The following is a 15,404-nucleotide window of genomic DNA, read 5'->3' as shown; positions in this document are numbered from 1 at the left end:
AAACCCCTTGAACCCCGGGGCCGGGGTTCAAGGGATGACGGTCAGCGGCGACGGAACAGCGGCAGCGGTTCGTCGGTCGCGGCCTGATAGGTCACGGAGAAGTCCTTGAGACCTTCAAGGGCTTCGTGCGGATCCTTGTCGGGGCGAATGGCGAACGCGTCGAAACCACAGCGATGCATGTAGAACAACTGGTCACGCAGCACGTCGCCAATGGCCCGCAATTCACCCTTGAAGCCGTAGCGGTCACGCAGCAGGCGGGCGTTGGAGTAGTTGCGGCCATCGGTGAATGCCGGGAAGTTCAGGGCAATGACCTGGAACTGTGCGACGTCTTCACCGATCTCTTCGGCTTCTTCATCGGCGTCAAGCCAGATGCCCAGGCCGCCATCGCGAGCCAGGAGCATACGGCTGTGTTCGCGCCACAACTGCAAGGGGACGATGTAGTCGTCGCAGTTGGTGATCTCGTCGATGCTGAAGTCCTTGGGCAGCAGGTGCCAGGTCTCGTCGACGACCTCGTTGTTCTTAATGATTCGCTGCATAGACACGCTCCTTGAAGAGGTCGATACCAATACGCTGATAGGTGTCGATGAAGCGTTCGTCTTCGGTACGTTGTTCGATGTACACGTCGATCAGCTTTTCGATCACGTCAGGCATGGCTTCCTGGGCAAAGGACGGGCCGAGGATCTTGCCCAGGCTGGCGTCACGGCTGGCGCTGCCGCCGAGGGACACCTGATAGAACTCTTCGCCTTTCTTGTCCACCCCGAGGATGCCGATGTGGCCCACGTGGTGGTGGCCGCAAGCGTTCATGCACCCGGAGATGTTCAGGTCCAGCTCGCCGATGTCGAACAGGTAGTCCAGGTCGTCGAAACGGCGCTGGATCGATTCGGCGATCGGGATCGACTTGGCGTTGGCCAGGGAGCAGAAGTCGCCACCCGGGCAGCAGATGATGTCGGTCAGCAAGCCGATGTTCGGCGTGGCGAAGCCTTGCTCGCGCAGCTCGCCCCACAGGACGAACAGCTTGTCCTGCTCGACGTCGGCCAGAATGATGTTCTGCTCGTGGGAGGTACGCAGTTGACCGAAGCTGTAACGCTCGGCCAGGTCGGCCACGGCGTCGAGCTGTTTGTCGGTGATGTCGCCCGGTGCAACGCCGGTAGGCTTGAGGGACAAGGTCACGGCCACGTAGCCCGGTTTCTTGTGGGCCAGGGTGTTGCGTGCGCGCCAGCGGGCGAAGCCCGGGTGCTGCAGGTCGAGCTCGGCCAGGGCGGCGCACTGGTTGTCCAGCGCCTTGTAGTCCGGGTCGACGAAATGTTTGGCGACGCGCTGCACTTCGGCTTCGGTCAGCGTGGTCTGGCCACCGCGCAGGTGCTCCATTTCCGCGTCGACTTTCTGCGCGAAGACTTCAGGCGTCAGCGCTTTCACCAGGATCTTGATCCGCGCCTTGTACTTGTTGTCACGACGGCCATAGCGGTTGTAGACCCGCAGGATGGCGTCGAGGTAGCTCAACAGGTCTTGCCATGGCAGGAACTCGTTGATGAATGCCCCCACCACCGGCGTACGGCCCAGGCCACCACCGACCAGCACACGGAAGCCCAGTTCGCCAGCGGCGTTGTGCACCGGCTCAAGGCCGATGTCATGGACTTCGATGGCGGCGCGGTCGGAAGTCGAACCGTTGACGGCGATCTTGAACTTGCGCGGAAGGTAGGCGAATTCCGGGTGGAAAGTCGTCCACTGGCGCACGATCTCGCACCAAGGGCGCGGGTCGATCAGTTCGTCGGCGGCGACACCGGCAAACTGGTCGGTGGTGACGTTGCGCAGGCAGTTGCCGCTGGTCTGGATCGCGTGCATCTGCACGGTGGCCAGTTCAGCGAGAATGTCCGGAATGTCTTCCACGGCCGGCCAGTTGAACTGCACGTTCTGCCGGGTACTGATGTGGGCGTAGCCCTTGTCGTAGTCCCGGGCGATTTTGGCCATCATTCGCATTTGCCGCGAAGTCAGTTGGCCGTAAGGCACGGCGACTCGCAACATCGGTGCGAAACGCTGGATATAAAGGCCATTTTGCAGGCGCAGGGGGCGGAATTCTTCTTCGCTCAGCTCGCCTGCCAGATAGCGTCGGGTCTGATCACGGAACTGCTTGACGCGGTCCTCGATGATCCGCTGATCGTATTCGTCGTATACGTACATATAAGTCCTGTTCTCAGGCTTGGGCCGGTCGGAAACAGCGGCGTTTTTTGGCTGGCTGGCGTCCGATAAAACCTCGGCAATTCTGCGCGCACGGCCGCGCACTCCCTACGGAGCCGGGGCAAGATACCAGTTTGCAGTTATGCGTAAAAGTGATGTTTGAGCATATGTAAAGAACCAAATCGCCTAATGAGAATCGTTGTTGCAAAGACCCTGTTTGTGATGCGGGCAATCGTCGTCTTTACTCTGCTCGAGTCTTTATGCAATCACCGATAAAACCGACAAGAGGCGATGCAATGAGCAACCCAACCAAAGCACGGAAAAGCGATAGCACCGTAGATGCCTGGGCAATCTTGTTCCTGATCATTCTGGTCGTGGGGACGGCGGTTTTCTGGGTCAGCCACCAATAAACGACCCGTCCGGGCCCGGTTCCGACGATTGTCCGACAAAAACCGGAAAAATCGCCGTTCTACGGAAGTTCGCCGGCTATAATGCGCGGCGAATTTCCGGGGGCTCGGACGACCAATGTTGAAGTTTCTGTATGGCGTATTGCTGACGCTGGGTATGGTCGTGGGACCTTGTGCCCAAGCGGCGTCAGTGCTGTTCCTGAATCCGGGAACCCCAACGGAAGCGTTCTGGTCGAGTTACTCGCAGTTCATGCAGGCTGCGGCGACGGACCTGGGGATGGACTTGCGTGTCCAGTATTCCGACCGCGTCTCCGAAAACACCATTCGCCAGGCTCGTGAAGCCCTTCAGGGCGACCATCGTCCCGACTACCTGGTCTTCGTCAACGAACAATACATCGCCCCCGAGATCCTGCGACTGGCCAAAGGCAGCGGGGTGAAGCTGTTCATGGTCAACAACGCCCTGACGGCCGATCAGATGAAACTGATTGGCGCGCGGCCTGACAAGTATCCCGATCTGCTCGGCAGCCTGGTGCCCAATGACGAAGAGGGCGGCTACCTGATGCTCAAGGAACTGATCCGGCAGCACGGCCCGGTGGCCCCCGGCCAGACGATTGAACTGCTGGCCTTTTCCGGTTTGAAGATCACCCCCTCCGCGCAATATCGCGAGAAAGGCCTGCGGCGCGCCTTGGCCGAGCACCCGGAGGTGCGTTTGCGCCAGTTGGTGTACGGCGGCTGGACCCGGCAACGCGCCTACGAGCAGGCCAGGCTGTTGTTCAAGCGCTACCCGCAGACGTCGCTGGTCTGGGCCGCGAACGACGAGATGGCGTTCGGTGTGATGCAGGCGTATGTCGAGGCCGGTGGAGAGCCAGGCAAAGGCGTACTGTTCGGCGCGATCAACAATTCACCCGCGGCGTTGCAGGCACTGCTGGACCGTCGCCTGAGCGTGTTGCTGGGCGGGCACTTCAGTCTGGGTGGCTGGGCGCTGGTGCAATTGCATGACTACGATGAAGGCGTGGACATCAGCCAGTACGGCGGCCGCGACCGCCAGATACCGTTGCTGCAACTGATCGACCGGGCACAGGCCAGGCGACTGCTGGCGATGGGCGCCACGCAGGACTTCGGTGTGGATTTTCACAAACTCTCGGCCAAGGGCCGTCCCGCGTCCTGGCGTTACCCGTTCACCCTGCAAACCCTGATGCACTGAGCCGCGTCAAACCCCGGCCAGGAGTAGCACCAGCTTGACGATGCCGAACAGCGTCAAGGCGAACACCACCGTGAACAGGATCCCCAGAATCACGAAATGGCTGGGCTTGCCGTGCGTGAAATCACGGGCCCGGTTCTTCCCGCTCTGCACCCCGAACGCCGCCGCCATGACGCTGTGCAGCATTTGCCAGAAGCTCGGCGGCTTGTTGTCGGCCGGATCGTCCATAAAACCCTCGCCACGAATGTGTGTGAGGCAAGCATAGACAAATCACGGCATGCACAAAACAAATGTGGGAGCGAGCTTGCTCGCGATGAGGCCGTAACAGTCGATATCCATGCGACTGTCAGTCCGCCATCGCGAGCAAGCTCGCTCCCACAGAGGTAAGTGTTGGCCACAATATCGTGGCCAATAGAGCCGCTTAGTTGTCGTAACCCAGGTTCGGCGCCAGCCAGCGTTCGGTCACGCTCAACTCCTGGCCTTTGCGCGAGGTGTAGCTCTGCACCTGGTCCTTGTCGACCTTGCCCACGGCGAAGTACTGCGCCTGCGGGTGAGCGAAGTACCAGCCGCTGACCGCTGCTGCCGGGAACATGGCGTAGTGTTCGGTGAGGAACACGCCGCTGCGGCCGGCGCGCATTTCCTGGGCTTGCGGATCAAGCAGGGCGAACAATTGGGCTTTTTCGGTGTGATCCGGGCAGGCCGGATAACCCGGTGCCGGACGGATGCCGGTGTATTGCTCCTTGATCAACGCTTCGTTATCCAGCACTTCATCCTTGGCGTAGCCCCAGTAGTCTTTACGCACCTGCTGGTGCAGCCATTCGGCGCACGCTTCGGCCAGGCGGTCGGCCAGGGCCTTGACCATGATCGAGTTGTAGTCGTCGCCAGCGTCCTGGTAGGCCTTGGCCACTTCTTCGGCGCCGATGCCGGCGGTGGTGATGAAACCACCCACGTAGTCGGTCACTTCACTGTCCTTGGGCGCGACGAAGTCGGCCAGGGAGAAGTTCGGCTTGCCGTCGGTCTTGATGATCTGCTGGCGCAGGTGATGCAGCTTGGCCATTGGCTTGCCGTCATCGCCATAGAGTTCGATGTCGTCGTCATGCACCTGGTTGGCCGGCCAGAAACCGAACACCGCGCGGGCGCTGATCAGCTTCTCATCGATCAGTTTGGTGAGCATTTCTCGAGCGTCTTTATAGAGCGAGGTGGCGGCTTCACCGACCACTTCGTCCTGGAGAATGCGCGGGAACTTGCCGGCCAGGTCCCAGGATATGAAGAACGGCGTCCAGTCAATGTACTCGGCCAGAACGTTGAGATCGATGTTGTCCAGCACCCGCGTCCCGGTGAAGGTCGGTTTGACCGGCGTGTAGCTCGCCCAGTCGAACTGCGGTTTCTTGGCGATGGCCGCGCCATAGCTCAGGCGTTCGGTGCGGGCGCTGCGGTTGGACGTGCGTTCGCGAACCTCGATGTAGTCCTGACGGGTTTTCTCGACGAAACCGGCCTTGAGCTCCTTGGACAGCAACTGGGTCGCCACGCCCACGGCACGGGAGGCGTCGGTGACGTAGATCACTGCGTCGTTGCTGTACTTCGGCTCGATCTTCACCGCGGTGTGCGCCTTGGAGGTGGTGGCGCCACCGATCATCAATGGCAGGTGGAAGTCCTGGCGCTGCATTTCGCGGGCGACGTGGACCATCTCATCCAGCGACGGGGTGATCAGGCCGGACAGGCCGATGATGTCGCACTTCTGCTCCTTGGCCACCTGGAGGATTTTCTCCGCCGGGACCATCACGCCGAGGTCGACGATGTCATAGCCGTTGCAACCGAGTACGACACCGACGATGTTCTTGCCGATGTCGTGCACGTCGCCTTTCACGGTTGCCATGAGGATCTTGCCCTTGGCTTCCGGCTTGTCGCCTTTTTCCAGTTCGATGAACGGGATCAGGTGCGCCACGGCCTGCTTCATCACGCGAGCGGACTTCACCACCTGGGGCAGGAACATTTTACCGGCGCCGAACAGGTCGCCGACGATGTTCATGCCGGCCATCAGCGGGCCTTCGATCACTTCGATCGGGCGGCTGAAGGACAGGCGCGATTCTTCGGTGTCTTCGACGATGTGGGTGGTAATGCCTTTGACCAGTGCGTGTTCCAGACGCTTGTTGACGTCCCAGTTGCGCCACTCTTCGGTCTCGGCTTCCTTGACGCTGCCGTCGCCCTTGTACTTGTCGGCGATGGCGAGGAGGGCGTCGGTGCCTTCCGGGGTGCGGTTGAGGATCACGTCTTCGACGGCGTCGCGCAGTTCCACCGGGATCTGGTCGTAGATCTCCAGTTGCCCGGCGTTGACGATACCCATGGTCAGCCCGGAGCGAATGGCGTACAGCAGGAACACCGAGTGGATCGCCTCACGCACCGGGTTGTTGCCGCGGAACGAGAACGACACGTTGGACACGCCACCGGACGTCAGCGCGTACGGCAGTTCGTCACGGATGTAGGCACAGGCGTTGATGAAATCGACGGCGTAGTTGTTGTGTTCTTCGATACCGGTGGCCACGGCGAAGATGTTCGGGTCGAAGATGATGTCTTCCGGCGGGAAGTCCACTTCGTTGACCAGGATGTCGTAGGAGCGTTTGCAGATTTCCTTCTTGCGCGCTTCGGTGTCGGCCTGGCCGGCCTCGTCGAAGGCCATCACCACCACCGCGGCGCCGTAGCGCTTGCACAGTTTGGCGTGGTGAATGAACTGCTCCACGCCTTCTTTCATGCTGATCGAGTTGACGATGCCCTTGCCCTGGATACATTTGAGGCCGGCTTCGATCACTTCCCACTTCGAGGAGTCGATCATGATCGGTACGCGAGAGATGTCCGGTTCACCGGCAATCAGATTGAGGAAGGTCACCATGGCCTTCTTCGAATCGAGCATCCCTTCGTCCATGTTGATGTCGATCACCTGGGCGCCGGCCTCGACCTGCTGCAGGGCGACTTCCAGGGCTTCGGTGTAGTTGTCCTCGCGGATCAGCCGGGCGAACTTGGCGGAACCGGTGATGTTGGTGCGCTCGCCGACGTTGACGAACAGCGAACTGCGATCGATGGTGAAGGGTTCCAGGCCCGAGAGGCGGCAAGCCTTGGGGATGTCCGGGATCTGGCGCGGCGCATAACCGGCCACGGCCTTGGCGATGGCTTCGATGTGGCCCGGCGTGGTGCCGCAGCAGCCGCCGACAATGTTGAGGAAGCCGCTTTGGGCGAACTCTTCGATGACCTTGGCGGTTTGCGACGGCAGTTCGTCGTACTCGCCGAATTCGTTCGGCAGGCCGGCGTTCGGGTGCGCCGACACGTGGGTGCCTGCCTTGTTCGACAGCTCTTCGAGGTAGGGGCGCAACTCGCTGGCGCCGAGGGCGCAGTTCAGGCCAACGGAAATCGGCTTGGCGTGGGCCACGGAGTTCCAGAAGGCTTCGGTGGTCTGGCCCGACAGGGTGCGGCCCGAAGCGTCGGTGATGGTGCCGGAAATCATGATCGGCAGTTCGACGCCCAGCTCTTCGAACACGCCTTGCACGGCAAAGATCGCGGCCTTGGCGTTGAGGGTGTCGAAGATGGTTTCGATCAGGATCAGGTCGGCGCCGCCCTCGATCAGGCCTTTGGTGGATTCGGTGTAGTTTTCCACCAGCTCATCGAAGGTCACGTTGCGGTAGCCGGGGTTGTTCACGTCCGGGGACAACGAGCAGGTGCGACTGGTAGGACCGAGCACGCCGGCGACGAAGCGCGGCTTGTCCGGGGTTTCCAGGGTCTTGGCATCGGCGACCTTGCGTGCAAGGCGAGCGCCTTCTACGTTTAATTCATACGCCAGGCCTTGCATGCCGTAGTCGGCCAGGGAGATCTGGGTAGCGTTGAAGGTGTTGGTTTCCAGAATGTCGGCGCCCGCGTCGAGGTAGGCTTTCTCGATGCCGCCAATCACGTCCGGGCGAGTCAGTACCAACAGGTCGTTGTTGCCTTTGACATCGCTCGGCCAGTCAGCGAAGCGTTTGCCACGGTAATCCTGCTCTTCGAGCTTGTAGCTCTGGATCATCGTGCCCATACCGCCATCTAGAATCAGGATGCGCTCTTTGAGGGCGTGCTTGAGAGCTTGAAGGCGAACGCTGCGATCGGACATTTGGACTACTCGGTAAGGCCATGACGAAGGGCCGGGATGATAGCAAACCTGTGCGCTTTTAGAGCATGACTCGGTTTTGCATGAATATCGTTCATGTTGGAAAGGATGGCAGACCGGTAGAATCGCGGCGTTTTTTCAGGATCCGGGACCAGGGACATGTCTTATCGCTTCGTCATCAGCAGTGTGTTGATGCTTTTAAGCTGGGGCGCTGCGGCGCAAAGTCCGGCGAATTCCTCTGCCATTTCCTACAGTCGAGACATTCAACCGATCTTCACTGAAAAGTGCGTGGCCTGCCACGCCTGCAACGACGCCGCCTGTCAGCTCAACCTGGGCAGCGGCGAAGGCGCGGCACGCGGCGCGACGAAAGTCCCGGTTTACGACGGTGACCGCACTAAAGCGGTGGCACCGACGCGGCTGTTTCTGGACGCCTCCGGGAAAGCTGCCTGGCAGCAAAAGGGCTTCTTTTCGGTGCTCGATGCACAGGGCAGCCAGGCCGGGTTGATGGCGCGCATGCTGGAACTGGGCCACAACACCCCCTTGCAACCCAACGCCAGGCTGCCCCAAGACATCGTCCTGGGACTGAACCGGGAGAACATGTGCTCCATGCCCGCGCAGTTCGATGGCTACGCCGCTTCGCACCCGAAGGAAGGCATGCCGCTGGCGGTGACCGGCCTGACCGACCCGCAGTACCAGACGCTGCAACGCTGGCTGGCCGCAGGCGCCCCTATCGATCAACAGGCCCTGGCCCCGAGTGCGCAAGAAGTGCAGCAAGTGATCCAGTGGGAAAACCTGCTCAATTCGCCGGGCGCCCGGCAGAGCCTGGTGGGGCGCTGGCTGTATGAGCACTGGTTCCTCGCCCATCTTTACTTCAAGGAGGGTGAGCCCGGGCATTTCTTCCAGTGGGTGCGTTCGCGCACGCCGACCGGCCAGCCGATTGACCTGATCAATACCCGGCGCCCCAACGATGATCCGGGCTCGGAGTTTTACTACCGCTTGTGGCCGGTGCAGGGCGTGATCGTGCACAAGACCCACATCTCCTATCCCCTGAGTGCGGCGAAGCTGGCGCGGGTCAAATCCCTGTTCTACAGCGGCAACTGGGAGGTCAATGCATTGCCGGGCTACGGGCCGAAGAGCCGGGCCAACCCCTTTACCACCTTCGAAGCGATTCCGGCCCAGGCGCGCTATCAATTCATGCTCGATAACGCCGAGTACTTCGTGCGCACCTTTATCCGTGGGCCAGTGTGTCGTGGGCAGATCGCCACGGATGTGATTCGCGATAACTTCTGGGCGCTGTTCCAGGCACCTGAACACGACCTCTACATCACCGACCCGAACTATCGCGGGCAAGCCACGCCCTTGCTGGCGATGCCGGGGCAGAATGATGATGTCGGCAGCGTCCTGACCCTGTGGCACGACTACCGCGACAAACGCAACGAATACGAGGCCCTGCGCCGCGACAGCTACGCCGACTTGCCCGCACCGAGCTGGTCGACCCTGTGGGCCGGCAACGACAACGCGCTGCTGAGCATCTTTCGCCATTTCGACAGCGCCTCGGTGACCAAGGGCCTGATCGGCGAAGTACCGCAGACGATGTGGCTGTTCGACTATCCGCTGCTGGAGCGCACCTACTATCAACTGGCAGTCAATTTCGATGTGTTCGGCAACGTGTCCCATCAGGCCCAGACGCGCCTGTATTTCGACCTGATCCGTAACGGCGCCGAGCAGAACTTCCTGCGCCTGATGCCCGCCGATTCGCGGGAGGGCTACCTCGACGACTGGTATCAGAACAGTGGCAAATTCAAGATGTGGCTGGACTACGAGTCCATCGACGATGACAAGCCGACGGCGCTGAAGCTTGCTCCGCAGGATCCCAAGCGCGACTTCGCCCAGCAATTGCTGACCCGTTATGGCGACCTCAATGCCAGGCCCGACCCGATCAACCGCTGCGATGGCGCCTACTGTTCGCGGCCGAACATTGATCCTGGCCTGCAAAATGCCGAGCAAGTGTTGAGCCGCCTGACTTCGCGTCCGGCGGCGGGGTTGAAAGTGATTGATCAACTGCCGGAAGCGACCATGCTGCGCATCGAAACCGGCAGCGGCAAGCGAGAGGTCTACAGCCTGTTGCGCAACCGGGCCCACAGCAACGTGGCGTTCCTGCTCGGCGAATCGCTGCGCTATCAGCCGGGGCTCGATACCCTGACGATTTTCCCGGGTGTGCTCAGCAGCTACCCGAACTTCATGTTCAACATCCCGGCCGGGCAAGTGCCGGCGTTTGTGGATGCGATGGAGAACGCCAAGGATAGCGACAGCTTTGAGAAAATCGTCGAACGTTGGGGAATACGGCGCAGTCATCCGCAATTCTGGTTCTATTTCCATGACCTGAGCCGCTACATCCAGGAGACCGATCCGGTGGAAGAGGGCGTGCTGGACATGAATCGCTACGAGAACCTCTGACCAATCACCGAACCCTGGTGTAGGAGCTGCCGCAGGCTGCGATCTTTTGATCTTGTTTTTTAAAATCAAAGTCAAAAGATCGCAGCCTGCGGCAGCTCCTACACAGGGGGATCGTCGGAATCTTTCCCGACAAAAATACTGGGACTTTGTCCGGCGCGCCGATTGGCGTAAACTGCGCCCAAGCCTGCGAGGAGTTTCCATGACCGCTATTACCATTACCGACGCCGCCCACGATTATCTGGCTGATCTGCTCTCCAAGCAGAACACCCCGGGCATCGGCATCCGCGTCTTCATCACCCAGCCTGGCACCCAGTACGCCGAAACCTGCATTGCCTACTGCAAGCCGGGCGAAGAAAAACCCGAAGACACCGCGCTGGGGCTGAAAAGCTTCACCGCCTACATCGACCATTTCAGCGAAGCCTTCCTGGACGATGCCGTTGTCGACTACGCCACCGACCGCATGGGCGGCCAACTGACCATCAAGGCGCCAAACGCCAAAGTACCGATGGTCAACGCCGACAGCCCGGTCAACGAGCGCATCAACTACTATCTGCAAACCGAGATCAACCCGGGGCTGGCCAGCCACGGCGGTCAGGTCAGCCTGATCGATGTGGTCGAAGACGGCATCGCCGTCTTGCAGTTCGGCGGTGGTTGCCAGGGCTGCGGCCAGGCCGACGTGACGCTCAAGGAAGGCATCGAGCGCACCCTGCTCGAGCGTATTCCGGAGCTCAAGGGCGTTCGCGACGTGACCGACCACACGCAGAAAGAAAACGCCTACTACTAAGGTGTTCGCTGCGAAATAAAAAACCTGTGGCGAGGGGGCTTGCCCCCGTTGGGCTGCGAAGCAGCCCCAGCTTTTTTTGGTATTGCGACGGCTACGCCGCCGAACGGGGGCAAGCCCCCTCGCCACAGGGTTAGTGGTGAATCAGGGTCTGTAGAGATGCGCATGCCCCGCGCGATACAGCGACGACTCGCTGAAGTGATCACTGCCCAGCACCCGTCCCACCAGAATCAACGCCGTGCGCCGAAACCCTTTGGCGGCAACCTTTTCGGCAATGTCCTCAAGCGTTCCCGTCACCCAGTCCTGATCCGGCCAGCTCGCGCGGTGAACCACCGCAATCGGACAATCGGCGCCGTAATGCGGCAGCAGTTCCTCAACGATCTTCGCCAGGTGATTGACCCCCAAATGAATCGCCATGGTCGCGCCGTGTTGGGCCAGGCTGGCGAATTCCTCTCCGGGTGGCATGGTGGTCTTGTCGGCGTAGCGAGTCAGGATCACGCTCTGTGAAACGTCCGGCAGCGTCAGTTCTGCACCCAGAAGCGCTGCACAAGCGGCGGTGGCCGTCACGCCCGGAACGATTTCGAACGCAATGCCCAGCTCACGCAGATAGCGAATCTGTTCGCCAATGGCGCCATACAGGCTCGGATCGCCGGAGTGTACCCGGGCCACGTCCTGGCCTTTGGCGTGGGCGGCCTTGAACAGGTCGATGATCTGTTCCAGGTGCAGTTCGGCGCTGTTGACTACCTGCTCCGCACAATGACCTTCCAGTACGGCAGCGGGCACTAGAGAGCCGGCATAAATGATCACCGGGCAACTGCGAATCAGCCGCTGGCCCTTGACGGTAATCAGTTCGGGGTCGCCGGGACCTGCGCCAATGAAGTAGACGGTCATCGTCGGTTCCTGTGGGAATAAAAGGGGCTGAACAGGGCTTCAGATGAAGAATGTTCATGATCGAGGCGGGGATTATCGGGGATTTTATGCCGCGCCAGCCAATGCCAGGGTTGCCTGGGCATATTTTTGTCGGGGAATCAGCAGTTTTGCCGGGGCCTGGGCCAGTTGTTCGGCCAGGGCCAGTGCGGCGCTTTCCGCCACGCCGTAGCAACCGGTGCGTTCAAACGCTATTTGCGATTGATGGCTGAGTTGCGGCTCATAGGGGGCCAGTTGTTCACTGCTGAAATACATCAATTCCAGGCCAAGCTGCTGCGCCAGTTCAATCAGTGCAGGTTCGTCGCGCTTCGAATCGATGCTGGCCAGGGCCTTGATTTCATGGCGGGCAATCTGGTGCGCCTCCAGTGCCTGGTCGAGCAGCGCCAGCAAGGTACTGACGGGGCAGCCCTTTTGGCAGCCCAGGCCGACCACCAGGGTCGGCGCTGTGCTGACGTCCGTCATGCGTGGTATTGGCCATCGCTTTTGCGACGGAACAACCAGGCGCTGATCAGGCCCAGGGCCAGCCAGAACGCCACGTTGGTCAGTTGCGAAGCGATTTTGAATTGGGTTTCCAGTGCCTCCGGAGCGAGCATCGAATGCACTTGCGGCTGCGGTGCGCCAATCACATGGGGAACGGCAAGGATCGCCACGCCGAGGACTTTCATCAGCCAGTGACGGCTGAACACGATCAGCGCGATACCGACGGCAGTGGAGGCGGCGGTACCGATCCACCACAGTTGCCGTTGTGCCAGATCGGCGGCGGCCGTGCCTGGCAGTTCAGGTGGCAGGCCGAGGGTCGGCGCGAGCACGAAGGTCGCATAGCCGGCCAGGCCCCAGAGCAGGCCCTGGGAAGTTTTGGTCGGCGCACGCAAGGTGTACAGGCCGGCCAGCATCAGGGCGAAACCGACGGCCACCACCAGGTTGCCGCCAGTGGTCGACAGCACGCGCTGCCAGCCGTCTTCCGGTTCCCAGGCTTCGGCGTCGTGGGTGTGGGCAGCCATCGCGCCATCGGCGTGTTCATGCATTTCAACGGCAGCCGGTTCGGCTTTTTCGTAGGTTTCGGCCTGAAGAATCAGGGGCGCGACCCAGAAACTTTGCAGCAGGGTCAGCAACAGGGCGGCCAGCAGCCCGGTGAAACCTGCGGTTTGCGCAATACGCTTGATCATGTCAGCAGGTCTCAATGGCACGGGAACGCGGAGCTGTGACGGGTATCGTGGGCGGCATTGTGCACCGCTTCGATGTGCGAGAAACCGGCGAAATACACAAGGCTTGCGCCCAGGATCGACGCGCAGACGGCGGCGGTCAGACGTTGAGTCAGGGTAGAAGTGGTGCTGGCTGTAGTGTGGCCGGTGCTGCTGATGATCGACATGGCGTTTCCCTCTGGTCTGTCAGCGGGGAATCAAGAGCGCATGCAAAAACCTGCACGACCAGGCGCGCAGGGTTTCAAACAGCGCCCGCCCTCCGCGGGTTTGTTGTTTCAGTGATCGTTCTGGTCACTTTATGTTGCGGGCCGGTCTCCGGGCTCACGAGGGGCAAAGGCTTGGGCCTGATCCTGCAAGCATCACCTTCCCATGCCGTAGTGGCACAGTGGATCTGATGCTTCACTCGCTTACCGTTGCGGGGGCAGCACCGGACTGACATGGCTTTAGAGTAAAGCACATGATTCACCGGTTTCCCGTTTCACCCTGTGAAGGGCACCCGTAACAAAGTGCGTAGGAGAGCATGGGCGAGGGTTGGGCGTCAATTGGCAAGGGTTCTCGTTTGAGGACTACACAAAACACTTGTGGCGAGGGGGCTTGCCCCCGCTGGGTTGCGAAGCGACCCCTGGCATTCTCCAGGGGCACCCGACAGGCAGGTCTTGCGACGGCTTCGCCGCCGAACGGGGGCAAGCCCCCTCGCCACAGGGATCGCAAGCATTGACCCGCCCCAATACCATGCGTAGCCTTGCGCTTTCGAGGTTCTTCGGCGTTTGTCGAAGCTAAGAAGGGAACGCGGTCAATGCCGCGGCTGCCCCCGCAACTGTGAACGGTGATGTTCGTTGCCACGCCACTGCAGGCTCAATCCATGAGGCCGGCGGGAAGGCGCAGCGAATGCCAGGCTCAAGGCCGGCACACCGTCAGCCAGGAGACCTGCCTCGACACAGATTCTCAAATTCAACCGGGCGGGGTGATCCGGTGGCGAACTCTTCAGGCACGCGCATCTGCGTTGCCGGTTGTCGTCCCGTATGCCCGCCACCTAGCCATAGGGCATCCGATGAAAACACTGGCCAAACTTCCCGTCACCATCGTCACAGGCTTTCTCGGCTCGGGTAAAACCACGCTGCTGCGGCACATGCTCGACAACGCCCAGGGGCGTCGCATCGCGGTAATCGTCAACGAGTTTGGCGAGCTGGGCATCGACGGCGAAATCCTCAAGCAGTGCTCCATCGGTTGCACCGAAGAAGAAGCCAACGGCCGTGTGTATGAACTGGCCAACGGCTGCCTGTGCTGCACCGTCCAGGAAGAATTTTTCCCGGTGATGCGCGAACTGGTGGCTCGTCGCGGCGATCTCGACCACATCCTCATCGAAACGTCGGGCCTGGCCCTGCCAAAACCTTTGGTCCAGGCTTTCCAGTGGCCGGAAATCCGCAGTGCCTGCACCGTTGACGCGGTGATCACCGTGGTCGACAGCCCGGCCGTGGCCGCCGGCACCTTTGCCGCCTTCCCGGACCAGGTCGATGCCCAGCGCAAACTCGACCCGAACCTGGACCACGAATCGCCATTGCACGAGCTGTTTGCCGACCAACTGGCCAGCGCCGACCTGGTGATTCTCAACAAATCCGACCTGATCAACCCGGCCGACCTGGCCCGCGTGCGCCTGGAAGTCGCCGAAGAATTGCCGCCAGCGGTGAAAATCATCGAAGCCAGCAGCGGTCGCCTGCCGCTGGACGTGCTGATCGGCCTGGGTGCCGGCTCCGAAGAACACATCGACAGCCGTCACAGCCACCACGACCATCATCACGATGGCGACGACGATCATGATGATCACGATCACGACGCCTTCGATTCGATCTCCATCGAACTGCCACAAGCCGACGAAAGCCTGCTGATGGACGCGCTGACCCAACTGGTGGTCCAGCACGGCATCCTGCGGGTCAAGGGATTCGCCGCCGTTCCAAACAAACCGATGCGCCTGCTGATCCAGGGCGTGGGCACGCGTTTCGACAAGCACTTCGACCGCCAGTGGGGTGCCGAAGAGGCGCGCATCACCCGTCTGGTGCTGATCGGCCAGGAACTGGACGCCGCCGTGCTTGAAGCGCAACTGCGCGCTGCGCTCAGCGTGTAACCC

At 61.0% G+C, this 15,404-nt stretch carries 12 protein-coding genes and 2 riboswitches; of the genes, 4 read left to right on the top strand and 8 right to left on the bottom strand.

The window, feature by feature from the left end; translation table 11 throughout:
- Window positions 1-41: 41 nt before the first annotated feature.
- Together KW846_RS07765 and KW846_RS07760 are read right to left on the bottom strand one after the other, a co-directional pair.
- Window positions 42-536, bottom strand: coding sequence for a DUF934 domain-containing protein (locus KW846_RS07765; protein WP_007976503.1), 495 nt, complete (start codon window positions 534-536; stop codon window positions 42-44).
- Window positions 520-2,178, bottom strand: a complete 1,659-nt coding sequence (locus KW846_RS07760; RefSeq protein WP_102674056.1) for a nitrite/sulfite reductase — start codon at window positions 2,176-2,178, stop codon at window positions 520-522. The genes KW846_RS07765 and KW846_RS07760 overlap by 17 nt, the downstream gene beginning before the upstream one ends.
- Before the next feature lie 522 nt (window positions 2,179-2,700).
- On the opposite strand from KW846_RS07760, the gene KW846_RS07755 reads away from it, so the two are divergent.
- The gene (locus tag KW846_RS07755; RefSeq protein ID WP_218481846.1) at window positions 2,701-3,786 is read left to right on the top strand and encodes an ABC transporter substrate-binding protein; all 1,086 of its coding nucleotides are present in this window, start codon (window positions 2,701-2,703) and stop codon (window positions 3,784-3,786) included.
- A gap of 6 nt (window positions 3,787-3,792) precedes the next feature.
- On the opposite strand, the gene KW846_RS07750 is transcribed toward KW846_RS07755, so the two are convergent.
- Window positions 3,793-4,011 carry a DUF2970 domain-containing protein gene (locus KW846_RS07750; RefSeq protein ID WP_007980782.1) on the bottom strand — a complete coding sequence of 73 codons (219 nt, stop codon included), beginning with the start codon at window positions 4,009-4,011 and terminating at the stop codon, window positions 3,793-3,795.
- Between the two features lie 193 nt (window positions 4,012-4,204).
- The gene (gene metH, locus KW846_RS07745) at window positions 4,205-7,915 is read right to left on the bottom strand and encodes a methionine synthase (RefSeq protein WP_218481845.1); all 3,711 of its coding nucleotides are present in this window, start codon (window positions 7,913-7,915) and stop codon (window positions 4,205-4,207) included.
- 156 nt (window positions 7,916-8,071) lie between these two features.
- Between metH and KW846_RS07740 the strand changes: the two genes are divergently transcribed.
- Together KW846_RS07740 and nfuA are read left to right on the top strand one after the other, a co-directional pair.
- Complete coding sequence (locus KW846_RS07740) at window positions 8,072-10,369, top strand: fatty acid cis/trans isomerase (protein WP_218481844.1); 2,298 nt, start codon at window positions 8,072-8,074, stop codon at window positions 10,367-10,369.
- Window positions 10,370-10,568: 199 nt separating this feature from the next.
- A complete protein-coding gene (nfuA, locus tag KW846_RS07735; RefSeq protein WP_007912592.1) occupies window positions 10,569-11,153 on the top strand; it encodes a Fe-S biogenesis protein NfuA in 585 nt (194 codons plus the stop codon).
- 141 nt (window positions 11,154-11,294) lie between these two features.
- Here nfuA and cobM read toward each other — a convergent pair whose 3' ends face one another.
- The 4 genes from cobM to KW846_RS07715 form a co-directional block, all read right to left on the bottom strand.
- Window positions 11,295-12,041, bottom strand: a complete 747-nt coding sequence (cobM, locus tag KW846_RS07730) for a precorrin-4 C(11)-methyltransferase (protein ID WP_218481843.1) — start codon at window positions 12,039-12,041, stop codon at window positions 11,295-11,297.
- An 84-nt stretch (window positions 12,042-12,125) separates the two neighbouring features.
- A complete protein-coding gene (locus KW846_RS07725) occupies window positions 12,126-12,539 on the bottom strand; it encodes a cobalamin biosynthesis protein (protein ID WP_015094887.1) in 414 nt (137 codons plus the stop codon).
- Complete coding sequence (locus KW846_RS07720) at window positions 12,536-13,243, bottom strand: CbtA family protein (RefSeq protein ID WP_102702112.1); 708 nt, start codon at window positions 13,241-13,243, stop codon at window positions 12,536-12,538. Before KW846_RS07720 ends, KW846_RS07725 begins: the two co-directional genes overlap by 4 nt.
- A gap of 11 nt (window positions 13,244-13,254) precedes the next feature.
- Window positions 13,255-13,446: a CbtB-domain containing protein gene (locus tag KW846_RS07715; RefSeq protein ID WP_217838207.1), complete on the bottom strand. Its 192-nt coding sequence runs from the start codon at window positions 13,444-13,446 to the stop codon at window positions 13,255-13,257.
- Between the two features lie 121 nt (window positions 13,447-13,567).
- Window positions 13,568-13,794, bottom strand: a riboswitch (cobalamin riboswitch).
- A gap of 221 nt (window positions 13,795-14,015) precedes the next feature.
- A riboswitch (cobalamin riboswitch) is annotated at window positions 14,016-14,229 on the top strand.
- A 101-nt stretch (window positions 14,230-14,330) separates the two neighbouring features.
- On the opposite strand from KW846_RS07715, the gene cobW reads away from it, so the two are divergent.
- Window positions 14,331-15,401: a cobalamin biosynthesis protein CobW gene (gene cobW / locus KW846_RS07710; protein WP_102702111.1), complete on the top strand. Its 1,071-nt coding sequence runs from the start codon at window positions 14,331-14,333 to the stop codon at window positions 15,399-15,401.
- Window positions 15,402-15,404 lie beyond the last annotated feature (3 nt).

Origin of the sequence: Pseudomonas sp. PDM32, assembly GCF_019219225.1 — a bacterium.
Lineage (GTDB): Bacteria > Pseudomonadota > Gammaproteobacteria > Pseudomonadales > Pseudomonadaceae > Aquipseudomonas > Aquipseudomonas laurylsulfatiphila.
The sequence above is the reverse complement of the archived record's forward strand: the minus strand, read 5'-3'. Positions and strand labels throughout refer to the sequence as shown.

Coding starts and splice junctions, on each gene's coding strand:
- KW846_RS07765 (WP_007976503.1), bottom strand. CDS start 536: ATGCAGCGAATCATTAAGAACAACGAGGTCGTCGACGAGACCTGGCAC.
- KW846_RS07760 (WP_102674056.1), bottom strand. CDS start 2,178: ATGTACGTATACGACGAATACGATCAGCGGATCATCGAGGACCGCGTC.
- KW846_RS07755 (WP_218481846.1), top strand. CDS start 2,701: ATGTTGAAGTTTCTGTATGGCGTATTGCTGACGCTGGGTATGGTCGTG.
- KW846_RS07750 (WP_007980782.1), bottom strand. CDS start 4,011: ATGGACGATCCGGCCGACAACAAGCCGCCGAGCTTCTGGCAAATGCTG.
- metH (WP_218481845.1), bottom strand. CDS start 7,915: ATGTCCGATCGCAGCGTTCGCCTTCAAGCTCTCAAGCACGCCCTCAAA.
- KW846_RS07740 (WP_218481844.1), top strand. CDS start 8,072: ATGTCTTATCGCTTCGTCATCAGCAGTGTGTTGATGCTTTTAAGCTGG.
- nfuA (WP_007912592.1), top strand. CDS start 10,569: ATGACCGCTATTACCATTACCGACGCCGCCCACGATTATCTGGCTGAT.
- cobM (WP_218481843.1), bottom strand. CDS start 12,041: ATGACCGTCTACTTCATTGGCGCAGGTCCCGGCGACCCCGAACTGATT.
- KW846_RS07725 (WP_015094887.1), bottom strand. CDS start 12,539: ATGACGGACGTCAGCACAGCGCCGACCCTGGTGGTCGGCCTGGGCTGC.
- KW846_RS07720 (WP_102702112.1), bottom strand. CDS start 13,243: ATGATCAAGCGTATTGCGCAAACCGCAGGTTTCACCGGGCTGCTGGCC.
- KW846_RS07715 (WP_217838207.1), bottom strand. CDS start 13,446: ATGTCGATCATCAGCAGCACCGGCCACACTACAGCCAGCACCACTTCT.
- cobW (WP_102702111.1), top strand. CDS start 14,331: ATGAAAACACTGGCCAAACTTCCCGTCACCATCGTCACAGGCTTTCTC.